The 18,773-nt window shown below is 56.3% G+C and carries 16 protein-coding genes; 4 read left to right on the top strand and 12 right to left on the bottom strand.

Annotated elements, in window-relative coordinates; all coding sequences use genetic code 11:
* Window positions 1-11: 11 nt before the first annotated feature.
* The gene (gene glyA, locus AK59_RS0105340; RefSeq protein WP_013098302.1) at window positions 12-1,265 is read right to left on the bottom strand and encodes a serine hydroxymethyltransferase; all 1,254 of its coding nucleotides are present in this window, start codon (window positions 1,263-1,265) and stop codon (window positions 12-14) included.
* A gap of 303 nt (window positions 1,266-1,568) precedes the next feature.
* Between glyA and hmpA the strand changes: the two genes are divergently transcribed.
* Window positions 1,569-2,759, top strand: coding sequence for an NO-inducible flavohemoprotein (hmpA, locus tag AK59_RS0105335; RefSeq protein WP_029882229.1), 1,191 nt, complete (start codon window positions 1,569-1,571; stop codon window positions 2,757-2,759).
* An 81-nt stretch (window positions 2,760-2,840) separates the two neighbouring features.
* Here the strand turns inward: hmpA and glnB are convergent, their stop codons facing one another.
* From glnB to purL, 5 genes are all read right to left on the bottom strand, one after another.
* Window positions 2,841-3,179: a nitrogen regulatory protein P-II gene (gene glnB / locus AK59_RS0105330; RefSeq protein WP_003860685.1), complete on the bottom strand. Its 339-nt coding sequence runs from the start codon at window positions 3,177-3,179 to the stop codon at window positions 2,841-2,843.
* Window positions 3,180-3,259: 80 nt separating this feature from the next.
* A complete protein-coding gene (glrR, locus tag AK59_RS0105325) occupies window positions 3,260-4,597 on the bottom strand; it encodes a two-component system response regulator GlrR (RefSeq protein WP_013098304.1) in 1,338 nt (445 codons plus the stop codon).
* On the bottom strand, window positions 4,584-5,321 hold the full coding sequence (gene qseG / locus AK59_RS0105320; RefSeq protein WP_029882228.1) for a two-component system QseEF-associated lipoprotein QseG: 738 nt from the start codon (window positions 5,319-5,321) through the stop codon (window positions 4,584-4,586). The genes glrR and qseG overlap by 14 nt, the downstream gene beginning before the upstream one ends.
* A 1-nt stretch (window position 5,322) precedes the next feature.
* Entirely contained in the window at window positions 5,323-6,750 is a 1,428-nt protein-coding gene (gene qseE, locus AK59_RS0105315) for a two component system sensor histidine kinase QseE/GlrK (protein ID WP_029882227.1), read from the bottom strand.
* Between the two features lie 529 nt (window positions 6,751-7,279).
* Window positions 7,280-11,167 carry a phosphoribosylformylglycinamidine synthase gene (gene purL, locus AK59_RS0105310; protein WP_029882226.1) on the bottom strand — a complete coding sequence of 1,296 codons (3,888 nt, stop codon included), beginning with the start codon at window positions 11,165-11,167 and terminating at the stop codon, window positions 7,280-7,282.
* Between the two features lie 267 nt (window positions 11,168-11,434).
* On the opposite strand from purL, the gene mltF reads away from it, so the two are divergent.
* A complete protein-coding gene (mltF, locus tag AK59_RS0105305) occupies window positions 11,435-12,985 on the top strand; it encodes a membrane-bound lytic murein transglycosylase MltF (protein WP_013098308.1) in 1,551 nt (516 codons plus the stop codon).
* Here mltF and tadA read toward each other — a convergent pair.
* From tadA to murQ, 4 genes are read right to left on the bottom strand one after another with little or no spacing between them, the layout of a single operon-like run.
* A complete protein-coding gene (gene tadA, locus AK59_RS01000000123595; RefSeq protein ID WP_032618416.1) occupies window positions 12,873-13,412 on the bottom strand; it encodes a tRNA adenosine(34) deaminase TadA in 540 nt (179 codons plus the stop codon). The two genes, mltF and tadA, sit on opposite strands and share 113 nt — an antisense overlap.
* A 24-nt stretch (window positions 13,413-13,436) precedes the next feature.
* Window positions 13,437-14,072: a phosphatidylglycerophosphatase C gene (gene yfhb, locus AK59_RS0105295; RefSeq protein ID WP_013098310.1), complete on the bottom strand. Its 636-nt coding sequence runs from the start codon at window positions 14,070-14,072 to the stop codon at window positions 13,437-13,439.
* A gap of 3 nt (window positions 14,073-14,075) precedes the next feature.
* Complete coding sequence (locus AK59_RS0105290; RefSeq protein WP_029882224.1) at window positions 14,076-15,437, bottom strand: PTS transporter subunit EIIC; 1,362 nt, start codon at window positions 15,435-15,437, stop codon at window positions 14,076-14,078.
* A 13-nt stretch (window positions 15,438-15,450) separates the two neighbouring features.
* Complete coding sequence (gene murQ, locus AK59_RS0105285; protein WP_029882223.1) at window positions 15,451-16,344, bottom strand: N-acetylmuramic acid 6-phosphate etherase; 894 nt, start codon at window positions 16,342-16,344, stop codon at window positions 15,451-15,453.
* Between the two features lie 118 nt (window positions 16,345-16,462).
* Here murQ and AK59_RS0105280 point away from each other — a divergent pair, with 118 nt between their 5' ends.
* Together AK59_RS0105280 and AK59_RS0105275 are read left to right on the top strand one after the other, a co-directional pair.
* Window positions 16,463-17,311, top strand: coding sequence for a MurR/RpiR family transcriptional regulator (locus tag AK59_RS0105280; protein WP_013098313.1), 849 nt, complete (start codon window positions 16,463-16,465; stop codon window positions 17,309-17,311).
* Window positions 17,312-17,367: 56 nt separating this feature from the next.
* Window positions 17,368-17,628: a YfhL family 4Fe-4S dicluster ferredoxin gene (locus tag AK59_RS0105275; RefSeq protein WP_020690052.1), complete on the top strand. Its 261-nt coding sequence runs from the start codon at window positions 17,368-17,370 to the stop codon at window positions 17,626-17,628.
* Here AK59_RS0105275 and acpS read toward each other — a convergent pair.
* Both acpS and pdxJ read right to left on the bottom strand, forming a co-directional pair.
* Complete coding sequence (gene acpS / locus AK59_RS0105270) at window positions 17,625-18,005, bottom strand: holo-ACP synthase (RefSeq protein WP_013098314.1); 381 nt, start codon at window positions 18,003-18,005, stop codon at window positions 17,625-17,627. The genes AK59_RS0105275 and acpS overlap by 4 nt on opposite strands.
* Window positions 18,005-18,736 (bottom strand): pyridoxine 5'-phosphate synthase, encoded by a 732-nt coding sequence (gene pdxJ, locus AK59_RS0105265; protein ID WP_013098315.1) that lies wholly within the window; start codon window positions 18,734-18,736, stop codon window positions 18,005-18,007. The genes acpS and pdxJ overlap by 1 nt, the downstream gene beginning before the upstream one ends.
* Window positions 18,737-18,773: the final 37 nt, after the last annotated feature.

The raw sequence follows: 18,773 nt of genomic DNA, 5'->3' as shown, positions 1-18,773 counted from the left end.
AAGCAGAAGAATTATGCGTATACCGGGAAGCGTGCGCAGATATCCAGAACTTTCGCTTTTACGCGCTCAATAACCGCTTCGTCATTGATGTTATCCAGAACGTCACACATCCAGCCAGCCAGCTCTTTCACTTCCGCTTCTTTGAAACCGCGGCGAGTAACAGCCGGAGAACCGATACGGATACCGGAGGTCACGAACGGACTCTTCGGATCGTTTGGTACGCTGTTTTTGTTCACGGTGATGTTGGCGCGGCCCAGGGCGGCGTCAGCTTCTTTACCGGTCAGGTTCTTATCAACCAGATCCAGCAGGAACAGGTGGTTTTCAGTACCGCCGGACACCACTTTGTAACCACGGTTCAGGAACACTTCCACCATCGCTTTGGCGTTTTTGGCAACCTGCTGCTGGTAGACTTTGAACTCTGGCTCCATCGCTTCTTTCAGCGCGACAGCTTTTGCCGCGATCACGTGCATCAGCGGGCCGCCCTGTGCGCTTGGGAACACAGCGGAGTTCAGTTTTTTGTACAGCTCTTCATCGCCGCCTTTCGCCAGGATCAGGCCACCGCGTGGACCCGCCAGGGTTTTGTGCGTGGTGGTGGTCACAACGTGAGCATGAGGAACCGGGTTCGGGTAAACGCCCGCGGCGATAAGACCGGCAACGTGCGCCATATCCACGAACAGGTAAGCACCGATGCTGTCTGCGATTTCACGCATTTTTGCCCAGTCAACAATACCGGAGTAAGCAGAGAAACCACCGATGATCATCTTCGGCTTGTGCTCTTTAGCCTGCTTCGCCATGTCTTCGTAGTCAATTTTGCCTGACTCATCAATACCGTAAGGGATGATGTTGTACAGTTTGCCAGAGAAGTTTACCGGGGAGCCGTGAGTCAGGTGACCGCCCTGCGCCAGGTTCATACCCAGAACGGTATCGCCCGGCTGCAGCAGCGCGGTGTAGACCGCGAAGTTTGCCTGAGAGCCGGAGTGCGGCTGGACGTTAGCGTAGTCAGCGCCAAAGAGTTCTTTCGCACGGTCAATCGCCAGTTGCTCAACGATATCAACGTACTCGCAACCGCCATAGTAGCGCTTGCCCGGATAACCTTCAGCATATTTGTTGGTCAGCTGAGAACCCTGCGCCTGCATGACGCGCGGGCTGGTGTAGTTCTCGGAGGCGATCAGTTCGATGTGCTCTTCCTGACGTACTTTTTCCTGCTCCATAGCCTGCCACAGTTCGGCATCATAATCGGCAATGTTCATTTCACGCTTTAACATCCGCATCTCCTGACTCAGCTAACAAGTAAAATTTGGCCTGAAAAGGCAGTCCTGTTGGACGACGGGCAACAGTATAACTGAATAGTTCTGTGATAACAGGTCTTGACAAACGATTTTACGCAAACGTTTTCCTTCACGCCACGCAAGGGTTTGAGGAATAAAGCCCTCGTCATTTTCAACGGATTTCTTTTCAGGTTTGTGATGCATATATTTCATCTCGCAAAGAACCATTTACATCGCAGGGTTATTTTTATAAGATGCATTTAAAATACATCATTAAGTTCACATCAGAAGGACGCGCTCATGCTCGACGCTCAAACCATCGCTACCGTTAAAGCCACCATTCCCCTGCTGGTGGAGACAGGCCCTAAGCTCACCGCTCATTTCTACGACCGCATGTTCGCGCACAACCCGGAGTTGAAAGAGATTTTCAACATGAGTAACCAGCGTAACGGCGATCAGCGGGAAGCGCTTTTCAATGCCATCGCGGCCTACGCCAGCAACATAGAAAATCTGCCAGCCCTGCTGCCTGCGGTGGAGAAAATCGCGCAGAAGCATACCAGCTTCCAGATCAAACCCGAGCAGTACAACATTGTGGGCGGTCACCTGCTGGCGACGCTGGACGAGATGTTCAGCCCGGGTCAGGAGGTACTGGACGCATGGGGCAAAGCTTACGGCGTGCTGGCAAACGTCTTTATCAACCGAGAAGCGCAGATCTACAGCGAAAACGCCAGCAAGAACGGTGGCTGGGAAGGGACCCGTGCCTTCCGCATTGTTGAGAAAACGCCGCGTAGCGCGCTGATTACCAGTTTTGAGTTCGAGCCGGTGGATGGTCACCCCGTTGCCGATTATCAGCCGGGGCAGTATCTCGGCGTCTGGCTGAAGCCTGAAGGTTTCCCGCATCAGGAGATCCGCCAGTACTCCCTCACCCGTAAGCCAAACGGCAAAGGCTACCGTATTGCGGTGAAACGCGAGGACGGCGGTCAGGTTTCCAGCTGGCTGCATAACGAAGCCAGCGTGGGCGACGTGGTTCATCTGGCTGCGCCGGCGGGCGATTTCTTTATGGCCGTTGAGGCAAATACCCCGGTGACGCTGATCTCTGCGGGTGTGGGTCAAACGCCAATGCTGGCGATGCTGGACACGCTGGCGAAATCCAGCCACAGCGCGCAGGTTAACTGGTTCCACGCCGCTGAAAACGGGGACGTGCACGCCTTTGCTGATGAGGTGAAAACGCTGGGTGCTACCCTGCCGCGTTTCACCGCGCACACCTGGTATCGTCTGCCAACGGATGCCGATCGTACAGCGGCCCGCTTTGACAGCGAAGGGTTGATGGATTTACGCCAGCATGAAGGTGCGTTCAGCGCGCCAGAGATGCAGTTCTACGTCTGCGGTCCGGTGGCGTTTATGCAGTATGCCGCGAAACAGCTGGTTGAGCTGGGCGTCAATAAAGACAACATCCATTACGAATGTTTTGGTCCACATAAAGTGCTGTAATACAAAAAGCCCCTCGTTCGAGGGGCTTTTTTTGCCGGATGGCGGCTGCGCCTGACCCGGCCTGCAAAACCGCTGGCAATGTTAAATCGCAGCGTCGTCTTCTTCGCCGGTACGGATACGGATGACGCGCGCCACGTCAAAGACGAAGATTTTACCGTCGCCAATTTTACCCGTTTGCGCCGTACGAATAATGGTATCCACACAGGTATCGACAATATCGTCGCTTACCACGATTTCAATTTTCACTTTCGGCAGAAAGTCCACCATGTACTCTGCACCACGGTAAAGCTCGGTGTGGCCCTTCTGACGACCAAAACCTTTCACTTCGGTCACGGTCATACCGGTGATGCCCACTTCCGCCAGCGCTTCACGTACATCATCCAGTTTGAAAGGTTTAATAATCGCATCAATCTTTTTCATGGTGGGTCCTTAAACTCTTGCCTGTAAGCTGCGTCGTAATCGATTGCTCACAGTATCATATTCATTCGAAGTTTGCGGTACTACTCTTTAAAATCGTTGGCTTCCAGCTCATGGCGTGACAGCAGCTTATAGAACTCGGTGCGGTTGCGTCCGGCCATGCGTGCCGCGTGGGTCACGTTACCTTTAGTGATCTGCAACAGCTTACGCAGATAGTTTAGCTCGAACTGGTTACGCGCTTCGGCAAACGTCGGCAGTGCCGTGTTCTCGCCTTCCAGCGCCTGCTCCACCAGCGCGTCACTGATGACAGGTGACGACGTCAGCGCCACGCACTGCTCTATCACGTTGACCAGCTGACGCACGTTTCCCGGCCAGCTTGCGGCCATCAGCCGCTTCATCGCATCGGTGGAAAACGCCCGCACAAACGGTTTGTGGCGATCCGCAGACTGGCGCAGCAGGTGATTCGCCAGCAAAGGGATATCTTCCGCACGTTCGGCCAGCGCCGGAATTTTCAGGTTCACGACGTTCAGGCGGTAGTAAAGATCTTCACGAAACTCATTGCGCGCCATTACCTTTGGTAAATCACGGTGCGTGGCGGAGATGATGCGCACGTTAATGTCGATATCGCGGTTGCTGCCCAACGGGCGCACTTTTCGCTCCTGCAGCACGCGCAGTAATTTGACCTGCAGCGGTGCAGGCATGTCGCCAATCTCGTCCAGGAAAAGCGTACCGCCTTCTGCCGCCTGGAATAGGCCTTCCCGGCTGCTGACTGCACCGGTGAACGCACCGCGGGCGTGGCCGAACAGTTCAGATTCGAGCAGTTGTTCCGGCAGTGCGCCGCAGTTAATGGCAATAAAGGCGTTTTTGCTGCGCGGGCTGGCATTATGGATGGCCTGCGCCAGGATCTCTTTCCCGGTGCCGCTCTGCCCGTTAATCAGGACGCTGACGTCAGACTGCGCCACCATCCGGGCCTGTTCCAGCAGACGCAGCATGATGGGGCTACGCGTGACAATAGGCTCCCGCCACGCCTCATCGCTCGACGGGGCAGCATGTTCCAGCGCACTGTCGATGGCCTTATACAGCGCGTCTTTGTCCACCGGCTTGGTCAGGAAGCTGAAAACCCCCTGCTGTGTCGCCGCGACGGCATCCGGGATCGAGCCGTGCGCCGTCAGGATAATCACCGGCATGCCCGGCTGCTGCTTCTGGATCTCTGCGAACAACTGCAGGCCATCCATTTCATCCATCCGCAGGTCGCTTATCACCAGGTCAATTTTCTCCCGGGCGAGAATTTTGAGCCCCTCCAGCCCGCTTTCAGCCGTCACGACGCTGTAGCCTTCACTGACCAGACGCATTCCCAACAGCTTGAGTAAACCGGGATCGTCATCCACCAGCAGGAGATGGGCAGGTTTACGGCTCGTCATGCTTCACATCCTCTTGTTTCGGTGTATCGCTGTCCGGTGCAGCAGATGAACTCCCAGGCTGATATTTACGCGACGAGAGCTGTCTTTCGATATCGGTCAGGTTCTCCAGCTTACGGGTCGTGGTATCCAGTTGCGTACGCAAATGTTGTTGCTGCTGACGCAGGGTATCCAGCTCGCTGTCGGTTGACTGTTGCAGCTTGCTGTAACGGGAGCGCTCTTCAGACAGCTGAAGTTGTAATGTCTGCCCATCGCGCCAGAGCTGATAAACAGGGCGTACCTGAGCGGGAAGATATGCCACAAAGGTGTCGAGCCGCGTGACGTTCGTGCGTCGTTCGACAGGGGTAATTTTGGCATCCCCAAGCAATATTCCGCGCTTGAAGGCGTCCTGCCAGGTATCGTCGTCCAGCATCGCCGCTTTTGAGCGGGCTTCAACCGGAGCCAGACGCTGCGCGCAGTCTATTCCGCGTAGCCAGAACAGAGGATTGGTTTCGACGTCATGCCCCGACAGGTTCCAGATGTCGTCGCAGCGGGTTGAGAGAAAATCTGCCAGCTGATTCTCTGGCCATTTATCTTCCTGTTTATCGCTAATGGCACTTTTTGGCACATGGGAAACACACCCCGCCAGCAATAAACAAGGCAGACTCAGGCGCAACGTTTTACGGGAAAACACCGCGCATATGGCGCGGAAAAAGACGTGTGACATACTCACCAGACATAGCTTCATTTTATTGGTTTTTCCGGCTCAGGGGCAGTTCGATACGGAAGCAAACATCGGAACGTTCATCCGTGACAATGTTTAGCTCCCCCTGCATGCGTCGTATACAGTCCCGGGCGATACTTAACCCCAGACCGCTTCCTTTAACCGCACCTTTTCGCTGATGACTTCCCTGGAAGAAGGGTTCAAATATCATCTCTCTTTCGTCATCGGGGATCGGGGTGCCGGTGTTGGCGACATCAATAAAGACCCGTGAACCATTCGTATAGCTTCGGATATAAATGTTACCGGATTCAGTACCATAGTGCACCGCATTGGAATAAAGATTATCCAGAACGCTCATCAATAACATTGGTTCAGCCAGGCAGGTTGGCTCATTCAGCGTCACCCCGGTATGCATCATTTTAGCTCTTGCAGGCAAGCTGTGGGCAGAGATCACCATATCCACCAGCGGCTCAATCTCGACATTTTCAAGGACGACCGCTCCATCCGCCAGCTTGCGGTTGTAATCGAGCAGTTGCTCAATTAATTTCTGCAGATTGCGGCTACTGGCGTCGAGGATCTCAACAATCTCTTTCTGCTCCACCGTCAGCGGCCCCGCCACTTCGTCTGCCAGCAATTCCGTGCCTTCGCGCATGCTGGCCAGCGGCGTTTTAAGCTCATGGGAAATATGACGTAAAAACTGATGACGCTGGGATTCCAGCCACGACAGGCGCTCCGAAAGCCAGATAATCCGCTGCCCCACGGAACGCAACTCGCGCGGGCCTTTAAAGGCCACCGTATCGCCCAGTGATTTCCCCTCCCCCAGACGATTGATCATCCGCTGGATGCCCTTCACCGGGCCGATGATCATTCGGGTAAAAAGTAACACCAGCGCGAGGCTGACCAGGAACAGCACCAGCGCCTGCCAGCCAAAGAACTGACCGCGTTCGGCAATCTCCTGCTGCAGTTGCTGACCGCGAGAGAAAATCACCGCACGGGTAGACTGCACCATCTCAGCATTGGCATTGGCAAAGGCTTCAAGGCGAGCGGCTGCGGCGGCATCAGGGCCACTGTTCTTACACTGCAACTGGGCCAGATCGTTCAAATCCTGACGTAATGCCTGGTAGAGCTTATCGTCCGGCAACACGCCGGCATGCGCATCCAGCATCTCGCTATAGCGTTTACGCTGATTCTGGTAGACCTTTTCCAGCGTGCGATCGTCAAGCACGCAATACTGACGATAGCTACGCTCCATCTCCAGCGCGGCGTTGGTCATCGCCTCACTGCGTCTGGCGTCAATGAGCGTCGTGCGGTTAGTCAGTGCCGCCTGAGCACTGAGCGCGTTCAGGCTTTGCCACGCCTGCCAGGCCAGGATCAGTAAAGGCAGCAGGATCAGCAAAAAGGCCATCATTACGAGTTGACGCAGGGAACGGGGGAAAACGGGCCAGCGTTTCAACGCATTACTCTCTTTGAATGGGTTTGAGGAGAGCGTAACTGAGTCTGCCCTTCAGATACAACAAAGCCGGGTAAAAACCCGGCTTTGTCATGGAATGAGGCGGTGCCTAACTCGACGTTTCGCCCTGTCCTGATAAAGCAACGCTATGATCAGTAGTTGGACGGCAGGCACCTTTTTGTGCGTCATTCGAAGTTTATGTAGCACGTCCCGCAGGGGCTGACATAAGAAGGTGAATGAGCCACTGATTAATATTATGCAATAGATGTGCCAGAATGCAAATAAATATATTATCGCATTGATATTTATATAATTTATGGGTTTCCACCGTTAATTGCTCGCTGAATGATTTCCAGGCTAAGTGTCGCTAATCAGCAACACCTTAACGGGAACCGCCCCTGCCATATATAAATCAAAGAGTTAAATGTCTCCTTTTGGAGACAGTGGCATTACGGGTCTGTCGCAAAATTGCGACAGACATAAAAAAGCCCGGTAGCGCTTTCGCGTACCGGGCTTTAAAGGGCAATACCGATTAACCCAACTGTTTCCGTGCGTTGCGGAAGATACGCATCCACGGGCTGTCCTCGCCCCAGTTTTCCGGGTGCCAGGAGTTGCTCACGGTGCGGAACACGCGCTCAGGGTGTGGCATCATGATGGTCGCACGGCCGCTTTCGCTGGTGACCGCCGTGATCCCGTTCACCGAGCCGTTCGGGTTAGCCGGATAGGTTTCCGTCACCTTGCCGAAGTTATCGACAAAGCGCAGCGCCACCAGGCCTTTGCTCTCAAGCTGAGCCAGATGGGCAGCATCACGCACTTCTACCTGACCTTCACCGTGAGAAACGGCGATTGGCATCTGCGACCCTACCATTCCCTGCAGCAGCAGAGACGGACTCTGAGTCACTTCGACCAGGCTGAAACGTGCTTCAAAGCGGTCGGACTGGTTACGCACAAAGCGTGGCCACGCTTCACTGCCCGGGATCAGCTCGCGCAGGTTAGACATCATCTGGCAGCCGTTACACACGCCAAGCGCCAGGGTTTGCGGACGATGGAAGAAGTTTTCGAACTCATCACGTACGCGGCTGTTGAAGAGAATGGACTTCGCCCAGCCTTCACCGGCACCCAGCACGTCACCGTAGGAGAAACCGCCGCACGCCACCAGCGCATGGAAATCCTCCAGACCGGTGCGACCTGCCAGCAGGTCACTCATATGAACGTCGATGGCATCAAAGCCCGCACGGTAGAAGGCCGCGGCCATCTCAACGTGGGAGTTGACGCCCTGCTCACGCAGCACGGCGACTTTCGGACGCGCGCCGGTCGCAATGTACGGTGCAGCGATGTCTTCGTTGATGTCGAAGGAGAGCTTCACGTTCAGGCCAGGATCGTTGTCGTTGGCCTTGGCGTTGTGTTCCTGATCGGCACAGTCCGGGTTATCACGCAGGCGCTGCATCTGCCAGGTGGTTTCCGCCCACCACATACGCAGCGTGGTGCGGCTTTCGCTGAACACCGCATGGCCATCCGCTTCAATGACGAAACGGTCACCCTGAACGGCTTTACCCAGGTAGTGTACGCAGTCTGCCAGGCCGTGCTGAGCCAGCAGGGCTTCAACCGCGTCACGATCGGCCGCGCGCACCTGAATCACCGCGCCGAGTTCTTCGTTAAACAGTACCGCCAGACGATCTTCGCCAAGCGTTCCGATGTTCGCTTCAACACCGCAATGTCCGGTGAAGGCCATCTCCGCCAGGGTCACCAGCAGGCCGCCGTCGGAACGGTCGTGGTAGGCCAGCAGTTTACGCTGCGCCACCAGCGCCTGAATGGCATCGTAGAAGCCTTTTAACTGTGCCACATCTCGCACGTCCGCCGGTTTATCACCCAACTGACGGTAAACCTGTGCCAGCGCGGTGGCACCCAGCGCGTTGTGACCTTTACCCAGGTCAATCAGCAGCAGTGCGTTGTCTTCGGTCGAGAGCTGTGGAGTCACGGTATGGCGCACGTCTTCCACACGGGCAAACGCGGAGATGATCAGCGACAGCGGCGAAGTCATTTCGCGCTGCTCGTTGCCTTCCTGCCAGCGGGTTTTCATCGACATGGAGTCTTTACCCACTGGAATGGTCAGGCCGAGCGCAGGACAGAGTTCTTCACCCACCGCTTTCACAGCTTCATACAGGCCCGCGTCTTCGCCCGGGTGACCGGCAGCGGCCATCCAGTTCGCGGACAGTTTGATACGTTTGATATCGCCAATCTGGGTCGCGGCAATGTTGGTCAGTGCTTCACCGACGGCCAGACGAGCGGAGGCAGCGAAGTCCAGCAGCGCTACCGGTGTACGTTCGCCCAGCGCCATCGCTTCACCGTAGTAGCTGTCGAGGCTCGCGGTGGTCACGGCGCAGTTCGCCACCGGGATCTGCCATGGCCCCACCATTTGATCGCGCGAGACCATACCGGTCACGGTACGGTCGCCGATGGTGACAAGGAAGGTTTTCTCCGCCACCGCAGGCAGGTGCAACACGCGATTCACCGCGTCTGCTACGGTAATGCCCTGACGATCCAGCGCGTTGCCCGCCGCTTTGCGAGTCTGCACGTCGCGGGTCATCTTCGGCGTTTTGCCGAGCAGCACGTCCAGCGGCAGATCGATTGGCTGGTTGTCGAAATGGGTATCGCTCAGGGTCAGGTGTTTCTCTTCGGTCGCTTCACCGATTACCGCGTACGGCGCTCGCTCGCGGCGGCACAGCTCGTCAAACAGCGGCAGTTGATCGGCTGCGACGGCCAGCACATAACGCTCCTGAGATTCGTTACACCAGATCTCCAGCGGGCTCATGCCCGGCTCATCGCTCAGAATGTCGCGCAGGTTGAAACGGCCACCGCGACCACCGTCACTCACCAGCTCCGGCATGGCGTTGGACAGGCCGCCCGCGCCAACGTCGTGAATAAAGAGGATTGGGTTTGCATCACCCAGCTGCCAGCAGCGGTCGATCACTTCCTGGCAACGACGCTCCATTTCCGGGTTGTCACGCTGAACGGAGGCAAAGTCGAGATCGGCGTCAGACTGACCGGATGTCATTGAAGAGGCCGCACCGCCGCCCAGGCCGATGTTCATCGCCGGTCCACCGAGGACGATCAGCTTCGCACCGACGACGATCTCACCTTTCTGCACGTGATCGGCGCGAATGTTGCCGATCCCACCCGCCAGCATGATCGGTTTGTGGTAGCCGCGCAGCTCTTCGCCGTTGTGGCTGTCCACTTTCTCTTCATAGGTACGGAAGTAACCGTTCAGCGCCGGACGACCAAATTCGTTGTTGAATGCCGCGCCGCCCAGTGGACCTTCGGTCATGATGTCCAGCGCGGTCACGATGCGCTCTGGCTTGCCGAAATCTTCTTCCCACGGCTGTTCAAAGCCCGGGATACGCAGGTTGGAAACAGAGAAACCGACCAGGCCCGCTTTTGGTTTCGCACCACGGCCCGTCGCCCCTTCGTCACGGATTTCACCGCCGGAACCGGTCGCCGCACCCGGCCACGGAGAGATCGCCGTCGGGTGGTTGTGAGTTTCCACCTTCATCAGGATATGCGCCGGCTCCTGATGGAAGTCATAGCGCCCTGCTTCGCGATCGGCGAAGAAGCGGCCCACCTCGGAACCTTCCATCACCGCGGCGTTGTCTTTATAGGCAGACAGCACGTGGTCAGGGGTTTTCTCCATGGTGTTTTTGATCATTTTGAACAGCGACTTCGGCTGCTGTTCACCGTCAATAATCCAGTCGGCGTTGAAAATCTTGTGGCGGCAGTGCTCAGAGTTAGCCTGCGCGAACATATAGAGTTCGATGTCGTTTGGATTGCGGTTCAGCTTAACGAACGCATCCTGCAGGTAGTCAATCTCATCTTCTGCCAGTGCCAGGCCGAGACGCAGGTTAGCGTCAATCAGCGCCTGACGGCCCTGCCCCAGCAAATCCACGCTCTGTACTGGCGCAGGCTGATGGTGGGAGAAAAGTTTCTGCGCATCATCCAGAGAAGCAAATACGCTCTCCATCATGCGGTCATGCAGCTCTGCGGCCACCGCCTGCCACTGGGCGTCGCTCAGGGTGGAGGCTTCAACGTAATACACCACGCCGCGTTCCAGACGGTTAATCTGGTTCAGACCACAGTTGTGAGCGATGTCAGTCGCTTTGGAAGACCAGGGGGAGATGGTGCCTGGACGAGGCGTCGCAAGGATCAGTTTACCGGTTGGGGTATGGCTGCTCAGACTTGGGCCATACTTGAGCAGGCGTTCCAGCTGTACGCGCTCCTCTGCATTCAGGGGGGCATTCAGGTCAGCAAAATGGACATACTCAGCGTAAATATTGCTTACCGGAAGGTCGGCTGCCTGAAAACGTGCCAGCAGTTTGTTAATACGGAAGGCAGACAGTGCAGGCGAACCACGCAGAATTTCCATCATAAGTCTCTCGTCTTCGAAGCGCCGGGGCGCTTACAGTGTGCGCAAGGGGGGAAAACGGGCGTCATTATAGAGAATCCTGAGCGCCGACGAAACCGTTTGCGTCGAAATAAAATCGACGGCATCGTTTAACAATAGATGTGACCTCTCTCTCTAATTTGTTGCCAAGTGGCGTAACTTTACGCAAAATGCCGCTCAATCAATGGCAAACCTTATTTTTAACATGGCTACAGCATACTAAGGCAACCGGCGTCGCAGAGAATTAACTAATTGAAAAAATTAAAGATTAATTATCTGCTCATCGGCATTGTAACGTTGCTGTTGGCAGTGGCCCTCTGGCCTTCCATCCCCTGGTTCGGCAAAGCCGAAAACCGTATCGCCGCCATTCAGGAGCGGGGGGAGCTGCGTGTCAGCACGCTTAACTCTCCGCTGATTTACAGCGACATCAACGGCAAAACCATCGGTCTGGACTATGAGCTGGCTCAGCAGTTTGCCGATTACCTCGGCGTGAAGCTCAAAATCACCGTGCGCCAGAACATCAGCCAGCTGTTTGATGACCTGGATAACAACGATGCCGATATCCTCGCCGCCGGGCTGGTATACAACAGCGAGCGCAGCAAGAATTACCAGCCGGGCCCGACCTATTACTCCGTTTCACAGCAGCTGGTCTATCGCGTCGGTAGCCTGCGCCCGCGTACGCTGGCCTCGATCAACGCTCAACAGCTGACGATTGCCCCTGGCCATGTGGTGATTGACGATCTGCGTGAGCTGAAGGAGAAGAAATACCCTGACCTGAGCTGGACCGTTGACCCTAAACTCGGCACGACGGAGCTGCTGGACCAGGTCAAAGATCAGAAACTGCCTTACACCATCGCCGACTCCGTGGCGATCAGCCTGTTCCAGCGGGTGCATCCTGAAATCGCCGTGGCGCTGGACGTGACGGACGAACAGCCCGTGACCTGGTTTACTCATCTTGATGACGATCAGACCCTCTCTGCGGCCATGCTCGATTTTTATAACACCATTAATGAAGACGGTACCCTGGCACGCCTGGAAGAGAAGTACCTCGGCCATGGTGATGACTTTGACTACGTTGACACCCGCAGCTTCCTGCGCGCGGTAGACAGCGTCCTGCCTGACCTGCAGCCTCTGTTCGAAAAATATGCGCAGGAGATTGACTGGAAACTGCTGGCGGCTATCTCGTATCAGGAGTCCCACTGGGACACCCAGGCCACTTCCCCCACCGGCGTGCGCGGCCTGATGATGCTGACTAAAAATACCGCGCAGAGCCTCGGGCTGACCGATCGTACCGATGCGGAACAGAGCATCAGCGGCGGTGCGCGCTACCTGCAGGATATGATGGCCAAAGTGCCCGAGACAGTGCCGGAAGAGGAGCGTATCTGGTTCGCGCTGGCCGCCTACAACATGGGCTATGCCCACATGCTCGACGCCCGGGCCCTGACGGCAAAAACAAAAGGCAACCCCGACAGCTGGTCTGACGTAAAACAGCGTCTGCCGCTCCTGAGCCAGAAGCCGTGGTACAACAAGCTCACCTACGGCTATGCGCGCGGGCATGAGGCTTATGCCTACGTGGAAAATATTCGTAAATATCAGATTAGCCTGGTGGGGTATCTGCTGGAGAAGGAAAAAGAGGCGACAGAGGCGAAACAGCTGGCGCAAAGCTATCCGGTTGTGGCACCGGACGAAATTAATCGTCCGACGACTTCAATTCTGCCTTTTGTTGCTTTTTCTGCTGACGGCGCATTCGAAAGAAATCACTTAATAGCCCCGAACACTCTGGTGCAAGCACCCCACCGATAGTCTTCACCTGATGGTTCATTCCCGGGTGTCCAAGCACGTCCATCAGCGAGCCCGCAGCACCCGTTTTTTCATCCCGCGCGCCAAAAACCAGCGTACCGATACGGCTGTGCACCATCGCGCCGGAACACATGACGCATGGCTCAAGCGTGACGTACAGCGTGGTGTCGAGCAGACGGTAGTTTTGCAGTACCAGCCCACCCTGACGAAGCGCCATGATTTCTGCGTGAGCGGTAGGATCGTGGCGACCAATCGGGCGGTTCCACCCTTCTCCAATCACCTGGTTGTTATGGACAAGCACCGCACCCACGGGCACTTCTCCCTCGTCCCAGGCGCGCCGGGCAAGGGTGAGCGCATGGCGCATCCAGTATTCGTGTGAGAATTCAGGGTTGGACAACGGTTGATACTCCAGTCGAAAAGCGGGCGGCATTATACACACCCGCTATGGATAAAACTATTCGAGTTGCTGAAGTTCACCCGCAGGCGTGACGCGCCAGCGGTGCTGGCAAAAATAGAGCAGCGGGTTGTCCTGCTTACTGTCACTATAACCGCTGTACAGGCGCAGCGGCGTGCCAATGCGCATCTCCAGCTGGGCCACCTTTTCATGCCCCAGACAGCGCATGCTCAATACCCACCCGCCGTAACCACGAGAGATCTGCGTGGCGATCAAGTTCACTCTCGGCAACCACGGCGTATCAAAATAGACCTGCTCTACCAGCGACTGCGGCGAGCCGGTAATCAACCAGATATCGGCGTCGTTCGCATCGAGGTAGCTGGTCAGCCGCGCCTGCACAACCGGAAACGCCGTCACATGATCGCGAAACCAGTGCGCAAAGTCTTGCTCAAGCTGTTTGAGCCGGGCTTCACTGTGGCCAAAGGTACAGCCCCAGAGCAGCAGGCTCATTGGCCAGCGCGCTGCCCGGCCTTTCACCAGCAGCGCAAGGCCAATCACGGGTAACAAAGGTAAGACGAGCAGTGCGTTCAGGGGCTGTCGCCGCAGCAGGTAGCGCATAAACGTACCGAACATATCCTGCTGATGTAGCGTTCCATCCAGGTCGAAAAAGACAACACGACGCTCGTGATTAGCCAAACCTTACTCCTCTGGGTCGTTGAATCCTGCCAGCCAGGTAAACAGGAACCCGGCGATCACCGCTACCAGATAGCCTAACAGATAGAGCATGACTTTTCCGGTCACGATGGTGAGCGCCAGCGGTAAACCGGAGAGTCCAAAGGTGATAACGGTGGCAACTTTCCAGTAGCTGATAAGCGCCCCGCCCACCGCCCCGCCCAGACAGGCCGCGAGGAAAGGCTTACCGAGCGGCAGCGTGACACCAAAAATCAGCGGCTCGCCAATGCCCAGCAATCCAACCGGTAGCGCCCCTTTAATCACTTTTTTCAGGCGCGCGTTACGGGTTTTCATCAGCACGGCAATCGCCGCACCAACCTGACCTACCCCCGCCATCGACAGAATGGGCAGCAGCGCGTTATAACCATGAGCCTGCACCAGCTCCACGTGGATCGGTACCAGCCCCTGATGCAGCCCGGTGAGCACCAGCGGCAGGAAGGTCCCTGACAGCACAGCGCCCACTAATAACCCGCCGCGATCGATAGCCAGAGAAGCGCCGTGGGCAATCACCTCTGAGATCCAGCCGCCCAGCGGCTGCAGGGCCACAATCGCCACACAGCCGGTGATAAGCGTGGTCAGCAGCGGATTGAGGATCAGCTCAATGGAACCGGGCAGAACGGCGCGCAGCTTTTTCTCAATCCAGCACATCAGGATGACCACCAGCAGCACCGCAATCACCCCGCCGCGCCCGGGCTGGAGAGCCTCGCCAAACAGGGTTATCTGCGCAAGCTGCGGGCTGGAGAGAATACCGGCCATCACCCCGCCCATCGCCATTGAGCCGCCAAACACTTTGGCGGTGTTAACCCCAACCAGAATGTTCATGATGGCGAAGACAGCGCTACCAAAGATCCCCAGAATGCCGAGCAGGTTCGGATAGTGCGTGGCAAAATCGCCGACAATATCCGGACGCTTGAGGATATTGATGATCCCGGTGATCAAACCGGAGGCAATAAACGCCGGAATAAGTGGAATAAAGACGTTTGCCAGCTGTCGCAGCGCATCGCTCATGGGGGCTTTGTATTTGGCCTTTGCCTGCGCTTTGGTGCGCTCGGCATCGTCAACCGGCACGGCCGCCCCTCCGCCCATCAATGCACGCATGGCATCAACGACCTGTGCCGCTTTTCCCGGCCCGACGATCAGCTGATGCTGCTGCCCCTGCTTTACGTATCCGCTGACGCCTGGAAGCTGCTTAAGGTGCGCGATATCAAGCTGGTCGTCGTCATGCACCTCGACGCGCACACGCGTCATGCAGTTTTCCAGACGCTGAATGTTCTTCTCTCCGCCGATCCCCTGCAAAATATGGCTGGCGAGCGCTGCTGTTTTTTCCATACACGCCTCTGTGTTAGTTTTCTAATGCCGCCCGTAAGAATCCATTATGCTCGGCAAGCCTGGCTCGCGCGGCGGCGGCATCCAGCCCGCTCAGGATCATCAGAATGGCCGGTTTCACATCGTGATCGGTTTGTTGGAGTACGGCTTCCGCCTCTTCGCGGCTCGCACCGGTCGCTTCCATTACCATGCGACAGGCCCGATCCACCAGCTTGACGTTGGTGGCCTGCATATCCACCATCAGGTTCTGATACACCTTGCCGAACTTCACCATCGCGCCGGTGGAGATCATATTGAGCACCAGTTTTTGCGCGGTCCCGGATTTAAGGCGCGTGGAGCCGGTGAGCGCTTCGGGCCCGACGACCGGCGAAATAGCGATGTGGGCCACCTGCGCAATGGGAGAGCCTGGATTACAGGAGATAGCCACGGTAGTGCAGCCCGTCTGATTGGCATATTCCAGGCCACCAATGACGTAAGGTGTGCGCCCGGAAGCGGCCAGTCCGACCACCAGGTCGTTTGCGTTGAGGTTAAGCCCTTTCAGATCATCTTCACCGAGCTGTTTGTTGTCTTCCGCCCCTTCTACCGCCTTCAGCAGCGCGCCAGGCCCACCGGCAATGAGACCGACCACCAGCCCGTGCGGAACGCCGAACGTAGGCGGACATTCAGAGGCATCCAGCACGCCGAGTCGTCCGCTGGTTCCGGCGCCCATATAAATAATGCGGCCCCCCGCCTTGAGCGCCTGTGCCGCAGCATCGACGGCCTTCGCCACCTCTGGTAATGTCTCTTTCACTGCCAGTGCGACCAGCGTATCCTGTTGATTAAAACGGTTAACCAGCTCCAGGGTGGAGAGAGCATCCAGATCCATGGTTTGCGGGTTACGCGTTTCTGATACAAGTGAGCCAAGATTCATCTTTTTTACCTCTGGAATTTTTAATTCATAATAATCGCACTATAATGGAATATAAAATTCATTCAGGCGAGCAAAATTCGTATTTGCGCAGACAATCACATTTTCGCCAGGAGAACGTATGAACTGTTTAATTCGCATTCGCCAGCGTTATGCAGGCTTTGCTCAAAGCGACAAAAAGCTGGCGGATTTTTTGCTTTCTCAGCCCGACCATGCCCGCCATCTCAGCTCTCAGCAACTGGCAAGCGAAGCGGGTGTGAGCCAGTCCAGCGTGGTGAAGTTTGCCCAGAAGATTGGCTTTAAGGGCTTCCCGGCCCTGAAACTGGCGATTAGCGAAGCTCTGGTGAGTAACCCCAATCCGCAATCCATGCCGGTGCATAATCAGATCCGTGGCGATGATCCCATGCGTCTGGTGGGCGAGAAGTTGATCAAAGAGAACGTCGCGGCCATGCATGCCACTCTTGATGTCAACACTGAAGAAAAATTACTGGAAAGTGTGGCAATGCTGCGTGCGGCACGACGGATCATTTTGACCGGCATCGGCGCGTCCGGGCTGGTGGCGCGTAATTTTGGCTGGAAGCTGACGAAAATCGGGTATAACGCCATCGTCGAACAGGATATGCATGCCCTGCTGGCGACAGTGCAGGCCATGGATCCGGACGATCTGCTGCTGGCGATCTCCTATACCGGGGAACGCCGTGAAATCAACATGGCCACCGACGAGGCCCTGCGTGTGGGTGGTAAAATTCTGGCTATTACCGGTTTTACGCCCAATGCACTGCAGCAGCGGGCAACGCGCTGTTTGTATACCATTGCCGAGGAGCAGGCCACGCGCAGCGCGGCTATTTCGTCCACCAGCGCGCAAATGATGCTGACGGATCTGCTGTTTATGGCGCTGGTGCAGCAGGATCTGGAGCATGCGCCTGAGCGAATTCGTCACAGCGAAGAGCTGGTAAAAAAACTGGTTTGAACAACGAATGAGCGTATAATGCCCGCCCTGTTTGTGTTGTTTCTGAGAATTTCCTGATGGCGCTGTTAATCACTAAAAAATGCATCAACTGCGATATGTGCGAACCGGAATGCCCTAACCAGGCCATTTCGATGGGCGACAGCATTTATGAGATTAACACTGACCGTTGCACCGAGTGCATTGGCCACTATGAGACGCCGACCTGCCAGAAGGTGTGCCCGATCCCCAATACCATCCTGAAGGATCCGGCACACGTCGAAAGCGAAGAGCAGCTGTGGGATAAGTTTGTCCTGATGCATCACGCGGACAAACTTTAACTCTCGATAATTACCGTTGCGCTGGCATAGTGCCGTTCATCCGCGATTGTCACGTGCATGTGCGCCACGCCGAGTTTCTCTGCCAGCTTCAAGGCCTCGCCCCATAAACGCAGGCGCGGCTTACCCAGCTCATCGTTAAACACTTCAAATTGGTTAAACGCCAGACCGTTACGAATACCGGTGCCAAAGGCTTTGGCCGCTGCCTCTTTAACGGCAAAGCGCTTGGCCAGGAAACGTACCGGCTGCTGATGCGCTTCCCAGATGGCCCATTCGTTATCGCTCAGCACGCGCCTTGCCAGACGATCGCCACTACGGGCGATCACCGCTTCAATGCGGGCTATCTCGACGATGTCGGTACCTAAGCCCAGAATAGCCATTACTGACGCGCTTCCAGCATCAGGCGTTTCATTTCTGAAACCGCCTCTTTCAGGCCACTCATCACCGCACGGCCAATAATGGCGTGGCCGATGTTCAGCTCATGCATTTCCGGCAGGGCGGCGATGGCTTTAACGTTGTGGTAGGTCAGCCCATGCCCTGCGTTAACCTTCAGACCCAGGCTCGCGGCGTAAGTAGCCGCTTTCGCGATACGCTCCAGCTCTTTAGCCTGCTCGGCATCGTTTTTGGCATCGGCGTAGCAGCCGGTGTGAATTTCAATATACGGCGCGCCCACGTCAGCCGCCGCTTTGATCTGCTCCGCATCAGCGTCAATGAACAGAGAAACCAGGATACCCGCGTCCGCCAGGCGTTTGCAGGCATCGCGCATTTTGTCACGCTGCCCCGCCACGTCCAGACCGCCTTCGGTGGTCACTTCCTGACGCTTTTCCGGTACCAGGCAGCAGAAATGCGGTTTGGTGTCACAGGCAATCGTCAGCATCTCTTCCGTGACCGCCATCTCCAGGTTCATCCGGGTATCCAACGTCTGTCGCAGAATACGCACGTCACGGTCAGTGATGTGGCGGCGGTCTTCGCGCAGATGAACGGTAATGCCATCGGCGCCAGCCTGCTCAGCGATAAACGCCGCCTGAACCGGATCGGGATAAGCCGTGCCGCGAGCATTACGCAGCGTGGCGATGTGATCGATGTTGACGCCTAACAGTAATTCAGCCATGACAATCCTCGGTATTTTGATTCATTTTCCTTCCCTC

Source organism: Enterobacter sp. T1-1, from assembly GCF_000710795.1.
GTDB lineage: Bacteria > Pseudomonadota > Gammaproteobacteria > Enterobacterales > Enterobacteriaceae > Enterobacter > Enterobacter cloacae.
The sequence above is the reverse complement of the archived record's forward strand: the minus strand, read 5'-3'. Positions and strand labels throughout refer to the sequence as shown.